We start from the raw sequence: 12,497 nt of genomic DNA, 5'->3' as shown, positions 1-12,497 counted from the left end.
GCGCCGGACACCCCCAATCACGAAGAAAGGTAAGAGGACCGGGTCAACCCCAAACGCAGCGCATCCAGAAACTGGGTTCGCTCCCGCGGGCTGATCTTGGCGCTGGCTACCTTGTCGCGGTAGTGGGTCATCAATTCCTCAGGAGACAGGTGCACGTAGCGCAGCATGTCTTCGATGGTGTCGTGGGTTTCGATGCCCGCGTGATAAACACTACCGTCGGCATTCTGGTAGATGTTCACCGAGTCGGTATCACCGAACAGGTTGTGCATGTCACCCAGAATTTCCTGGTAGGCGCCCACCAGGAATACGCCCAGCAGATAGTCCTCGCCTTCGTTGAGCGCATGCACCGGCATGCTGGTTTCGATGCTCTGTTCGTCGACGTACTGGTTGATCTTGCCATCGGAGTCGCAGGTCAGGTCCTGCAGCACTGCACGGCGCATCGGCTCCTCGTCCAGGCGGTGCAACGGTATGATCGGCAGCACCTGGCCGATGGCCCAGGTATCCGGCAGGCTCTGGAACACCGAGAAGTTACAGATGTACTTGTCGGCCAACTTGTCGTTGAGCTCGTCAAGCACCTGGCGGTGCGAGCGCTGGCGGGCTTTGAGCGAGTTGTGCAGGCGACGGCACACGGCAAAGTAGCACTGCTCTGCCAGGGCCTTCTCAGCCAGGCTGATCTTGCCATCGGCATACTGCGCCGCCACGTCACCCATATAGTGGGTCGCGCGCCAGTAGGTTTCGGTGACCATCTCGATGTCGGTCGGGCCCAGCAGGTCCACCAGCCATTGCACGGTTTCGGGCAAGGCTTCTTTGTTCTCGATGGTTGGCACTTCATCGTTGTGCCGCTCCACGTCGGTGACTTGAATCACCAGCATGGCGTGGTGTGCAGTCAGCGAGCGGCCGCTCTCGGAGAAGATGTGCGGGTGCGGCAGGCCCTGCGCGTCGCAGAATTCCTTGAGCATGCCGACCACCACGCCTGCGTAGTCGTCCATGTCGTAGTTGATCGAACTGGCATTGCGCGAATGGGTGCCGTCGTAGTCGACGCCCAGGCCACCGCCCACGTCGATATGGTCGACCGGCAAGCCCAATGCGCGCAGTTCGCCATAGTAGCGGATGGCTTCCTTGAAGCCGTGCTGGTAGTCGGCCAGGTTGGCGATCTGCGACCCCATGTGGAAGTGCAGCAAGCGGATACCTTGGTCCAGACCAGCATCGCGGAAGCGCTGCACCACCGAAATCAGCTGAGCGGCGGACAAGCCGAACTTGGACTTCTCACCACCGGTATCGGCCCATTTGCTAGAGGCCAGCGACGACAAGCGCACGCGCAGGCCGACCTGCGGCTTGACCTTGAGTTCGGCTGCCTCATCGATCACCAGGGCAACTTCCGACTCTTTTTCGATAACGATGAACACGTTGTGGCCGAGCTTTTGCCCCATCAGCGCCAGGCGGATGAATTCACGGTCCTTGTAGCCATTGCAGACGATGGTGCCGCCCTTTGGTGCCAGGGCCAACACCGCCAGCAATTCGGGCTTGGAACCGGCCTCCAGGCCAATCGAGACGTTCTGCGTGGCAATGATATTTTCCACCACGGCTTCTTGCTGGTTGACCTTGATCGGGTACAGCGCGGTGTACTGGCTCTGGTAGTCCAGGCGCGCGATGTTGGCGTCGAACGCGCCGGTCAGCTGGCGCACACGGTCTTGCAGAATGTCGGGGAAGCGCACCAGCAATGGCAGCGACAAACCGCTCTTGCGCAACTCATCGACCTGTTCGTACAGGTCGATCGGCGAGCTGTCTGGGCCATTGGGGCGCACTTCGACGCGCCCGGCCTCATTGATGGCGAAATACCCTGCGCCCCAGTGGCGAATGCCATATACACTGCGGCTGTCGGCCACAGTCCACTGGCTACCATCGTCTTTGCGTGTGCGTCGTACGGACATTCAAGTCCCCTATAGATAAGTGCAAGACACTGCCCCACAAGCAGGCGGGCGCAGTGTAAAAGCCAAAAATGACGATTAGTCCGTGCCCCCGGGGTAGACCCTGGTCACGACAACGAGTTTAGAAAGCGTTGGGCAAAAAAGCGTGGGCTGGTCAGCCGCCGGACTTTTTCGCCTTGAAACCCTGCTTGATCAGCTCGGCAATCAGCAGCTCGACGTGGTCGCCCTGGATCTCGATCACACCCTCCTTGAGTGCGCCGCCGGTACCGCAGCGGCGCTTGAGCGTGCTGGCCAATTCCTTGAGCTTGTCGAGCGGCAGCGGCACCCCGGTGACGGTCGTCACGGTCTTGCCACCACGGCCTTTGCTTTCACGGCGCACGCGGGCGATGCCGTCCCCCTCGGGGATGACCTGCTGCTTGCAGGTGCAGGCGTCCACGGGCTGGCTGCAGTCAGGGCAGTGCCGACCGGCATCGGTGGAGAAAACGAGACCGCCAAGGGCGGCGAAGGAAGAAGCTTTCTTGGCCACTTTTGTTCCTCTGTGCTGAGGACAAAAACTGGTCGGCGGGTGCCGACCGCGAAGCCCCACTCTGGCAGGGGCGGCGCTACTGTCGCAAGATCCTGCGACAGCCCGAAAAGGGCGCGCAGTGTAACGATAAATCAGGCTGTTGTGTAGAAGTGGCTAGACCTGCCAATCAAGCGATGCGATGTATGGCATCGCCAGCGCCGGTATTGGGCTGAAAAGCCGCGCTTACAGGAGCTGCGCACACCCCAGGTATGGGCTTTAGCCGTCAACAAAGGCTGGCTTTGTAGCGCTGCAAGGCCGCCAGCGAGTCCGGGCAATAGGGCTTGGTCAGGCTCTCCTGCTCGGCACGCTCGAGGCTGATGAATTTCGCCTCGCTCACTTCTTCGGGCTGCAACCGCAGCGGCGCATCCGAAACGGCCGAATACACCGCACACCACAGGTGGTTGTCGGGCTGGTTGAAATAGAAGCGCTCGTGAAAGCGCAGTTCGGCACCCTCGATGCCTAATTCTTCCGCCAGCTCACGGGCCGCCGATTCGGCATAGGCCTCACCTGCTGCGACCATGCCGCCGGCCGCCACGTCCCAATACCCAGGGTACAGCGCCTTGCTCAAGGTACGCCGGTGCACGCACAACTCACCGGCACCGTTGAACAGCAGGATGAACGTGCAACGGCCGATCAAGCCGCGCTCACGCAGCTCGGCCCTGGGCAAAGCGCCAAGCACCTGGTCTTGTGCATCCACCCAAGTCACCAGTTCGCGGTCGGAGGCCGCCCGGTGGGCGACCTCGTTGGCGCCGATGGCCATGCTCAACCCTGCGAAAGCAGTTGGCGCAGGTCGATTACCGCAGCGTTGGCCCTGGAAATGTAGTTGGCCATGACCAGCGAGTGGTTTGCCCACATGCCAAACCCACTGCCGTTGAGCACCATCGGGCTCCACAGCGGTTCCTGGGACGCTTCCAGCTCGCGAATGATCTGACGCACGCTGACAGTCGCGTTCTTCTTGGCCAACACGTCGGCGAAATCGACCTCGATGGCGCGCAGCAGGTGCGACAGCGCCCACGCCTGGCCTCGGGCTTCGTAGAACACGTTATCGATCTGCAGCCACGGCGTTTCCACCACCTCTTCATCGACCTGCGGCGCTTGGCCTGCGACCACCGATTCGGTCTTGAGGTTGGTGTTGAGTTTGACACGGCCAACACTGGCCGAAAGGCGCTGCGACAGCGAGCCCAGGCGCGTGGCGACATCGCCCAGCCAGTTGTTCAGGTTGTCGGCACGGGTATAGAAAATCGCCCCCTTGTCACCAGCAGCCAAGCGGGCCTGGTAGCGCGACAGCGACTTGATGCCCTCTTCGAACTCCGATTCGCTCGAAGGCAGAATCCAGCTTTTATTGTCGAAGTTAAAGCGTGGCTCGGCCTTGGCCAGGTCGGCGTCTTCGGTGGACTGCGACTGCGAGCGGGCGAAATCCTTGCGCAGGGCACGGGACAGGTCGCGCACCTGCACCAGCACGCCGTATTCCCAGCTCGGCATGTTGTCCATCCACAGGCCAGGCGGGAAGCGGTCGTTGGAAATGTAGCCGCCCGGTTTGTCCAGCAGCGTACTGGCGACGGTCTTGAGGGTTTCCACGGTGGTGTAACCGATCACCATCTGCTGGCCGTTGCGCTCGGCGGCAGCCTGGGCATTCTGCTGCACCGGGAACAACGCCGGCTCCTCGCTCCAATACCAGCCCAGGCCAATGCAGACCAGCAGATACAGGCCGATCAACGTGCCAAGGGCGCGGCTCCAGAGGCCACCGAAGTAGCTACGGGCTGCAGCGCTACGGCCATCCACACGCTCACGGGGCTCGGCTTTGGCCTCGCGGTTTTTCCAGTCCAGCATGGCTTTGTCCTTAATCAGTCACGACGGTTAGGGGCTTTGACCACAGGCCTGTGCCAGGGTGCCACGGCAAGCCCGCATTGCAGCACTATAAAGCAGACACTGCCTTACGCATAAGCGACCAATCGGTCAATAACTGAATATTGATTCTTGAAGCTTTGTTGACCCGGAGCACGTGCAAGAGCAAAAAGGAGTGCTAGCATGGAGCCATCATCGCCCCTGCATAGCCCTCTAATAAGTAGTCAGGACATGACCCAAGCAGCCGAGCCGAGCAAGGACCGCCTCCCACGGGAGCTCGAACAGCTATTGCAGCGCCTGTCGCGCACCCGCCTACGCCACGGCGATCAGCCTGATCGGCTGGACCTGCTGCCTGTGCGCAAACCCGTCTATCTGTTGCTGCATGACCATGAACGCGCCGAGCGCCTGGCTCAGCAACTGGAGTTTTTTGGCCTGAGCGCCCAGCCGCTGGCGTGCGCCGATGCCTTTCTGGCATCACTGGCCGAACAACCGCCTGCGGCGATCGTCATGGATGTCGATTACGCAGGCCCCGGCACTGGCCTGGAGCTGGCCGCGCGGGCTCAACTAGGGCAAGAGGCACCCATACCGTTATTGTTCTTCAGCCTGCACGAAGCGGACACACCCACCCGCCTTGCTGCGGTGCGGGCCGGCGGCCAAGCGTTTTTGACCGGTACGCTGGAGGCCTCCAGTCTGCTGGAAAAACTCGAAGCCATCACCAGTCACGCCCAGCAAGATCCGTTGCGCGTGCTGATCGTCGATGACTCACGTACGCAGGCCTTGCACACAGAACGGGTACTGACAGGTGCCGGGATGCTGACCCGCACTTTGAACGACCCGATTGGCGCCATGGCAGAGCTTGCCGACTTTCAACCCGACCTGATCATTCTCGACCTTTACATGCCGACCTGTTCAGGCCCTGAACTGGCCAAGGTGATCCGCCACAACGACCGGTACGTCAGCGTACCGATCATCTACTTGTCTGCCGAAGATGATCTGGACAAGCAGCTGGACGCCATGAGCGAAGGTGGCGACGATTTTCTTACCAAGCCGTTCCGCTCGCGCCACCTGATCACCACCGTGCGCAACCGTGCAGCCCGTGCCCGCCACCTGAAGGCGCGCATGGTTCGCGATAGCCTGACCGGGCTGTACAACCACACGCATATTCTGCAACTGCTCGAAGACTGCACCTACCGCGCCCGCCGCGAAGGGCGCCCGCTAAGCTTCGCCATGCTCGATATCGACCATTTCAAGAAGATCAACGACCGCCACGGCCACCCCATGGGTGATCGGGTGATCAAAAGCCTGGCGCTGTTTCTCAAACAACGCTTGCGCAAAACCGATTTCATCGGCCGCTACGGTGGTGAGGAATTCGCCATCGTCATGCCCAATACCTCGCTCAAGGACGCGCACAAAGTGCTGGACGAGATTCGCCGGCGCTTCGCCGAGATTCTGTACCCCGCGCAGCCCAAGGATCTGCAATGCACCTTCAGCGCTGGGGTGGTGCAACTGGACGCTGACCTGGACGCACTGAGCATGGCCAGTACTGCCGATGAGGCGTTGTATCGGGCCAAGCATGCAGGGCGCAACTGCGTAGTGCGGGTTGAACCTTAGGCGGCAGTAGCGCAAGGCCATCATCGTCATCACCCGGTAACAAATTCGCCATAAATTCAAGCACCTATCTCTCGACTCCCTGCAGGAAGTTCGTGGCTATGCGCCTGAAGTGGCTGACCAATTTCAACACCCTTTTGCTGGTAACCGTTTGCATTGCCCTGGAGGCAACGTTGTGGTGGTCGCAACGTGCCCTGGAGCGCCCTTACCAGCTGATGGAGCGCTACCTGTTGCTTTCGCAGCAGTTCCAAAACCAGAGCGTACGCAATGTTCAGGCGTACCTTGCCAGTGGCGATGCCTTGCGCCACGCAGCGGCCGTCGAGGCCAATACCCAACTTGAAGCCTCATTGGCCCAATGGCCATCAGCGCTTGCCGACCAGTTGCGACCTAGCCTGAGCACCCTGCAAGCCTTCACTGCCAACGAGTTGCTCGCCGCCGGCAAACTGGCCGGCGACCCGCAAGCGCTGCTGCTGCAGGCCGAACGTGAGCTGGGCGCCAACCTCGAACAGCTAGCCGCCTATGCCCGCGACAGCGCCAGCAGCGATGCCGCGCGCTATTTGCTGCCTGTGCTCGACGCCAGCGTGCACCTGGGCCGCTTGTCGCTGGCCCGGGACAAACTGGTCAGCAGCGGCCGCGCCGAGCTGGCTGAAGAGGTCGAGCGCGAACTGCAGCTGATCCGCAGCCAGGCCAGCGTCATCGAAGGCCTGCCACTGCTGGGGGTAACCCGCAGCGCCGAGTCAGGCAGCGACGACTTCGCTGCCATGATGGGCTTGCAATCCCAGGCCAGCGAGCAGCAGGAAGACGTGGCGGTCGGCCTCAAGCGCGAGCTGCAGAGCCTGCTGAACCGCTACCCCGCCGAACTGCAGCGTACCCGCCAGCAAATCGAGCGCCGCACGGCATTGGCCGACAGCACCACCCAGCACCTGGCTGCCGTGCAACAGGCCATTGCCAGCCTAGAGCCCCAAGTGCGCGCCCAACACGGCAAGATTGCCAGTGAAGTACGCATGATTCAGGCTGCGATGATTGGCCTGATCCTGCTGATCGCCTTGCTCATCGACAGCCTGCAACGGCGCTTGGCCCGCACCTTGACCAGCCTGGCCCCGGCACTGTCGCTCTGGGCAGAAGGCGACTTCGCGGCGCCCATCGCATTGGGCAAGACCAACCGCGAGCTGCATGACATTCAGGAATCGCTCAACCGCTTACGCCAGTACCTGGTGGCGCTGGTCGGCACCATCCGCCACAACGCCGAGCAGGTCGCTGGCAGCAGCCATGCCCTGGCGGGCATGAGCGCCGCGCTGCACCGGGGTGCCGAGCGCCAGGCCGGCGATACTGGGCAGATTCGCGACGCACTGGGGGAGCTGGAAGCGACCATTGGGCAGGTGGCAGGCGACGCCAGCTCTGCCGCCGACGCCAGCCGCGATGCCGGGCGCGCCGTGGAGCAGGGGCAGGCAGTGATCGGCCAGAGCCTTTCGGGGCTGCGAGCGCTGGTCGACGAAGTGCAGGGCAACGCGCGGATGATCGAGCAGCTGGCCGAAGAATCCGCCACCATCGGCAGCGTGCTGACGGTGATTCGCTCGATCGCCGAGCAGACCAACCTGCTGGCACTCAATGCTGCCATCGAGGCTGCACGTGCGGGCGAGATGGGCCGTGGCTTTGCGGTGGTGGCCGACGAGGTGCGCTCACTGGCCCAGCGCACCACTGGCGCGACAGGTGAGATCCAGGCGTTGATCGACCGCCTGCAATTGGCGGCGCGAGAGTCGGTGGCGGGCATGCGCGCCCAACTGCAACACGCCGAGGCTACCGCCGACCAGGCCCAGGCAGCAGATGGCGCACTGGATGAGATCGTCAATGCCATCCGCACGATCGCCGATACCGCAGTGCGCATCGCTGATGTCACGGCACAGCAAAGTGACGCGGTGAGCGAGATTCGAGATCACAGTGAGCGCATCCACACATTGGGCGAAGACAACTTGCAACAAATTGCTGAAGGGCGCGAGCAAGGTGAGCAGTTGCTGAGCTTGGGTGGTGAGCTGAACAAGGCGGTGCGCGCTTTCAGGGTATGAGGTTGCCTATTCGCGGCTAAAGCCCCAGAGGTTGCCCACTGCGTGAGGGCGGCTTCAGCCGCGAAGAGGCCGGAACGGGCGATGAATTCACCAGCGGCCATGTGTCGCCCTGCCATCCACTGCACTGCCAACCTTCGCCAACTCCGTTATCATGCGGCCACGTTCCACCTCGCGAGTCCGCCATGCGCCGCCTGTTTTTCGTTCTGCTCCTGCTGCTGGCCAGCCCTGTTTTCGCGTCGGGCCTGCTCGACAACCGCCCCAGCGCCACCCTCGGCGCCGCTTCGCTGTCCAACAATGCCGACTTCTTGCCGGTACACGAAGCCTTCAAACTCAGCTTGGTCGAGGCCGGCGAAAAAACCCTCAAGCTACGCTTCGTCGCCACCGATGGTTACTACCTGTACCGCCACCGCTTCCACTTCCAGACGGAGCCGGCCGATATCGCCCTGGGCGCACCGAACATCCCAAAAGGTGAGGCCAAGCACGACGAATTCTTCGGCGATGTGGAGGTTTACCACGGTGTGCTCGACATCGAAATCCCTCGCACCGATGACCGCGCCTTCACGCTGCTGGTCGGCTACCAAGGCTGCGCCGACAAGGGCTTGTGCTACCCGCCGCAAACCGAACGCCTGAATATCGATGGGCAGGGGCCTGCGCCAACCACTGCGGCGCAGGCAGGCAGCGAACCGGGCTGGTCCTGGAAGTCGCTGCTGCTGTTTCTGCTCGCCGGCGTAGGCCTGACCTTCACCCCCTGCGTCCTGCCGATGCTGCCGATTCTTTCTGGCGTGGTCCTGCGTGGCCAGGTCGGTGGCATGCGTGGCCTTGCATTGTCGCTGGCCTATGTGCTGCCGATGGCCGCAAGTTTCGCCGTGCTGGGCGCGCTGATGGGCCTTTTCGGTGCCGGCCTCAATCTGCAGGCTCGCCTGCAATCGGCCTGGGTGCTGGGGCCATTCGCGCTGTTCTTCGTGGTGTTCGCCCTGGCCATGTTCGGCCTTTTCGAGCTGAGGCTGCCGCATGCCTTGAGCCAGCGCCTGGACAACGTCGCCAACCGCACGCAAGGCGGGTCGCTGCTTGGCGCAGCGGTGCTCGGTGTGCTTTCCAGCCTGTTGGTTTCACCCTGCGTGTCGGCGCCCCTGGCTGGGGCTTTGCTTTATATCAGCGCCAGCGGCGATGCGCTGGGTGGCGCACTGAAACTGTTCGCCCTTGGGCTGGGCATGGGGGCACCTTTGCTGCTGATCGCCACGGGCGGAGCAGCTTGGCTACCCAAAAGCGGGCCCTGGCTGAACACCGTGAAAAACGCCATCGGGGTGTTGCTGCTGGGCCTGGCCATCGGCCTGCTCAGCCGGGTGCTGCCGGGCCCAGCCACCTTGTTGCTGGTGGGGTTGCTGGCAGCTGGCGTGGCGCTGTTCCTCGGCGCCTTGGAGTTGGTGGTCAAAACACCGCGTCAGCGGCTGGCGCAACTGCTGGGCCTGGCGTTGCTGGTCTATGCCCTGGCTTGCTGGTACGGCGCCCTGAGTGGCCAAGGCGATCCTTTGCGCCCGTTGCCAGCCTCCGCTGGCAACAACAGCACGGTCGCGACCACTACGAGCGCATGGCAAACGGTGACTACCCCAGCCGCCCTGGACAATGCCCTGGCCCAAGCCAAGGCCGCCGGCCAGCCAGTGCTGCTGGACTGGTACGCCGATTGGTGCATCAGCTGCAAGGTGATCGAACATGAAGTGCTCAATGCACCGCAGGTGCAAGGGCAACTGGCCGCCTTCAAACTGCTGCGTTTCGATATCACCCAAAGCAATGACGAACAGCGCGCGTTACTCGATCGCTATCAGTTGTTCGGGCCACCGGCGCTGCTTTTCTTTGCGGCGAACGGCAGCGAAATGACCACCGATCGGGTGATAGGCGAGATCAACGCCGGCGAATTCGCAAAAATTCTGGCGCGCGTGCGCGGCAAACTGAGTCTATAACTTCCCGGGTGCCGGGAAGTTTCCCCCACTGAGTGACCAGATTGGATTATTTGGTCACATACTTCGCGCGAAACTCGGGCAACGTGCTGGCTATTGCTGGGAACTGGACACTTGCCGTCGCTTTGCGGCACACTCGCCGCGCTGTGTCGAATTGCCCTACAAATCCAAGGAAACCGCAGATGGCAACCCTACTGGTGCTTCACGGCCCCAATCTGAACCTGCTCGGGACTCGCGAACCGGGCCACTACGGCGCCGTGACCCTGGCCCAGATCAACCAGGACCTGGAGCAGCGTGCCCGTGCCGCTGGCCACCATTTGCAATACCTGCAGAGCAATGCCGAGTACGAACTGATCGAGCGTATTCATGCCGCACGCAACGAGGGTGTGGACTTCATCCTGATCAATCCGGCTGCTTTCACCCACACAAGCGTCGCATTACGTGACGCATTGCTCGCGGTGAGCATCCCATTCATCGAAGTGCACCTGTCCAACGTGCACAAACGCGAACCGTTCCGTCACCACTCCTACTTTTCAGATGTCGCCGTAGGGGTGATCTGCGGCCTGGGCGCCAGCGGTTATCGCCTGGCCCTTGAGTCCGCGCTGGAACAGCTGGCTGCCAACGCACAGCCCTGATAACGAAAACCCCGGCCTGAGCAGGCCGGGGTTATAGAGAAACGTTCAGATACGTTTTTTACATTTCGCCCCCTGACCGAACCTTTGGGAGTTGATGATTAATGGATATCCGTAAAGTCAAGAAACTGATCGAGCTGCTGGAAGAGTCTGGCATCGACGAGCTGGAGATCAAGGAAGGCGAAGAGTCGGTTCGTATCAGCCGCCACAGCAAAACCCCTGCTGCGCAGCAGTACTTCGCACCGGCTCCGGTCGCCGCTCCTGCTGCTGCCCCGGTTGCCGCTGCTGCTGCCCCTGCCCCTGCCGCCGAAGCCGCCGCTGCCGCACCAGCGCTCAAAGGCACCGTGATCCGTTCGCCGATGGTCGGTACCTTCTACCGCAAGCCTTCGCCGACCTCGCCGAACTTCGCTGAAGTTGGCCAGAGCGTGAAGAAAGGCGACACCCTGTGCATCGTCGAAGCCATGAAGATGATGAACCACATCGAAGCCGATGTTGGCGGTGTCATCGACGCCATCCTGGTTGAAGACGGCCAGCCGGTTGAGTTCGACCAGCCGCTGTTCACCATCGTTTGAATCGCGGAGAGCCAACGATGTCTGGGAAGCTCGAAAAAGTCCTGATCGCCAACCGTGGGGAAATTGCCCTGCGCATCCTGCGTGCCTGCAAAGAACTGGGCATCAAGACCGTCGCCGTGCACTCCACGGCCGACCGTGAACTGATGCACCTGGGCCTGGCAGACGAGTCGGTCTGCATCGGCCCTGCATCGTCCAAGGATTCCTACCTGCACATCCCGGCGATCATCGCTGCCGCCGAAGTCACCGGCGCCACCGCGATTCACCCGGGTTACGGCTTCCTCGCGGAAAACGCCGATTTCGCCGAGCAGGTGGAAAAGTCCGGCTTCGCCTTCATCGGCCCGAAAGCTGACACCATTCGCCTGATGGGCGACAAGGTTTCGGCCAAGGACGCGATGATCAAGTCGGGCGTACCGACCGTGCCGGGCTCCGATGGCCCGCTGCCGGAAGACGAAGAGGTCGCCCTGGCGATCGCCCGTGACGTCGGCTACCCGGTGATCATCAAGGCCGCAGGTGGCGGTGGTGGCCGCGGCATGCGCGTGGTGCACAAGGAAGAGGACCTGATCGCCTCGGCCAAGCTGACCCGTACCGAAGCCGGTGCTGCCTTCGGCAACCCGATGGTCTACCTGGAGAAGTTCCTGACCAACCCACGTCACGTGGAAGTTCAGGTACTGTCCGACGGCCAGGGCAACGCCATTCACCTGGGCGACCGTGACTGCTCGCTGCAGCGCCGTCACCAGAAAGTGCTGGAAGAAGCCCCGGCCCCAGGCATCGACGAGAAGGCCCGTCAGGAAGTCTTCAAGCGTTGCGTCGACGCGTGCATCGAAATCGGCTACCGCGGTGCCGGTACCTTCGAATTCCTGTACGAAAACGGCCGTTTCTACTTCATCGAAATGAACACCCGGGTGCAGGTTGAGCACCCAGTGTCGGAAATGGTCACCGGTATCGACATCGTCAAGGAGATGCTGAGCATCGCCGCTGGCAACAAGCTGTCGTTCCGCCAGGAAGACGTGGTGATCCGTGGCCACTCGCTGGAGTGCCGGATCAACGCCGAGGACCCGAAGAAGTTCATTCCAAGCCCAGGCAAGGTCAAGCACTTCCATGCCCCAGGTGGCAACGGCGTGCGCGTCGATTCGCACCTGTACAGCGGCTATTCGGTTCCGCCGAACTATGACTCGCTGATCGGCAAGCTGATCACCTACGGCAAGGACCGCGACGAAGCCATGGCGCGCATGCGCAATGCCCTGGACGAGATCGTCGTCGACGGCATCAAGACCAACATCCCATTGCACCGTGACCTGGTGCGTGATGAAGGTTTCTGCAAAGGCGGCG

Annotated in this window: 10 protein-coding genes; 6 read left to right on the top strand and 4 right to left on the bottom strand. The window is 62.0% G+C overall.

What is annotated here, in order from left to right; translation table 11 throughout:
* Nucleotides 1-17 precede the first annotated feature (17 nt).
* The 4 genes from speA to J5M56_RS21205 all read right to left on the bottom strand — a co-directional run bounded on the left by speA (nucleotide 18) and on the right by J5M56_RS21205 (nucleotide 4,323).
* Nucleotides 18-1,931, bottom strand: coding sequence for an arginine decarboxylase (speA, locus tag J5M56_RS21220; protein WP_060480529.1), 1,914 nt, complete (start codon nucleotides 1,929-1,931; stop codon nucleotides 18-20).
* 151 nt (nucleotides 1,932-2,082) lie between these two features.
* Nucleotides 2,083-2,454 carry a translation initiation factor Sui1 gene (locus J5M56_RS21215; protein ID WP_207937718.1) on the bottom strand — a complete coding sequence of 124 codons (372 nt, stop codon included), beginning with the start codon at nucleotides 2,452-2,454 and terminating at the stop codon, nucleotides 2,083-2,085.
* A 262-nt stretch (nucleotides 2,455-2,716) separates the two neighbouring features.
* Nucleotides 2,717-3,253, bottom strand: a complete 537-nt coding sequence (locus J5M56_RS21210) for an NUDIX hydrolase (RefSeq protein ID WP_186476432.1) — start codon at nucleotides 3,251-3,253, stop codon at nucleotides 2,717-2,719.
* A gap of 2 nt (nucleotides 3,254-3,255) precedes the next feature.
* Nucleotides 3,256-4,323: a DUF2333 family protein gene (locus tag J5M56_RS21205; protein WP_060480532.1), complete on the bottom strand. Its 1,068-nt coding sequence runs from the start codon at nucleotides 4,321-4,323 to the stop codon at nucleotides 3,256-3,258.
* Nucleotides 4,324-4,569: 246 nt separating this feature from the next.
* On the opposite strand from J5M56_RS21205, the gene J5M56_RS21200 reads away from it, so the two are divergent.
* The 6 genes from J5M56_RS21200 to accC form a co-directional block, all read left to right on the top strand.
* Nucleotides 4,570-5,949 (top strand): diguanylate cyclase, encoded by a 1,380-nt coding sequence (locus J5M56_RS21200; protein WP_207937717.1) that lies wholly within the window; start codon nucleotides 4,570-4,572, stop codon nucleotides 5,947-5,949.
* 98 nt (nucleotides 5,950-6,047) lie between these two features.
* Nucleotides 6,048-8,009, top strand: a complete 1,962-nt coding sequence (locus J5M56_RS21195; RefSeq protein ID WP_207937716.1) for a methyl-accepting chemotaxis protein — start codon at nucleotides 6,048-6,050, stop codon at nucleotides 8,007-8,009.
* A 182-nt stretch (nucleotides 8,010-8,191) separates the two neighbouring features.
* Nucleotides 8,192-9,967 carry a protein-disulfide reductase DsbD gene (locus J5M56_RS21190; RefSeq protein WP_207937715.1) on the top strand — a complete coding sequence of 592 codons (1,776 nt, stop codon included), beginning with the start codon at nucleotides 8,192-8,194 and terminating at the stop codon, nucleotides 9,965-9,967.
* A gap of 179 nt (nucleotides 9,968-10,146) precedes the next feature.
* A complete protein-coding gene (gene aroQ / locus J5M56_RS21185) occupies nucleotides 10,147-10,599 on the top strand; it encodes a type II 3-dehydroquinate dehydratase (protein WP_027920816.1) in 453 nt (150 codons plus the stop codon).
* A 101-nt stretch (nucleotides 10,600-10,700) separates the two neighbouring features.
* The gene (gene accB / locus J5M56_RS21180) at nucleotides 10,701-11,168 is read left to right on the top strand and encodes an acetyl-CoA carboxylase biotin carboxyl carrier protein (RefSeq protein ID WP_207937714.1); all 468 of its coding nucleotides are present in this window, start codon (nucleotides 10,701-10,703) and stop codon (nucleotides 11,166-11,168) included.
* Nucleotides 11,169-11,185: 17 nt separating this feature from the next.
* The coding region (accC, locus tag J5M56_RS21175; protein WP_207937713.1) for an acetyl-CoA carboxylase biotin carboxylase subunit at nucleotides 11,186-12,497 on the top strand (1,312 nt) is incomplete at its 3' end.

It is taken from the genome of Pseudomonas sp. 51_B, assembly GCF_017491595.1.
GTDB classification, from domain to species: domain Bacteria; phylum Pseudomonadota; class Gammaproteobacteria; order Pseudomonadales; family Pseudomonadaceae; genus Aquipseudomonas; species Aquipseudomonas promysalinigenes.
This window is presented reverse-complemented; position numbering and strand designations above follow the sequence as displayed.

Coding starts and splice junctions, on each gene's coding strand:
- speA (WP_060480529.1), bottom strand. CDS start 1,931: ATGTCCGTACGACGCACACGCAAAGACGATGGTAGCCAGTGGACTGTG.
- J5M56_RS21210 (WP_186476432.1), bottom strand. CDS start 3,253: ATGGCCATCGGCGCCAACGAGGTCGCCCACCGGGCGGCCTCCGACCGC.
- J5M56_RS21205 (WP_060480532.1), bottom strand. CDS start 4,323: ATGCTGGACTGGAAAAACCGCGAGGCCAAAGCCGAGCCCCGTGAGCGT.
- J5M56_RS21200 (WP_207937717.1), top strand. CDS start 4,570: ATGACCCAAGCAGCCGAGCCGAGCAAGGACCGCCTCCCACGGGAGCTC.
- J5M56_RS21195 (WP_207937716.1), top strand. CDS start 6,048: ATGCGCCTGAAGTGGCTGACCAATTTCAACACCCTTTTGCTGGTAACC.
- J5M56_RS21190 (WP_207937715.1), top strand. CDS start 8,192: ATGCGCCGCCTGTTTTTCGTTCTGCTCCTGCTGCTGGCCAGCCCTGTT.
- aroQ (WP_027920816.1), top strand. CDS start 10,147: ATGGCAACCCTACTGGTGCTTCACGGCCCCAATCTGAACCTGCTCGGG.
- accB (WP_207937714.1), top strand. CDS start 10,701: ATGGATATCCGTAAAGTCAAGAAACTGATCGAGCTGCTGGAAGAGTCT.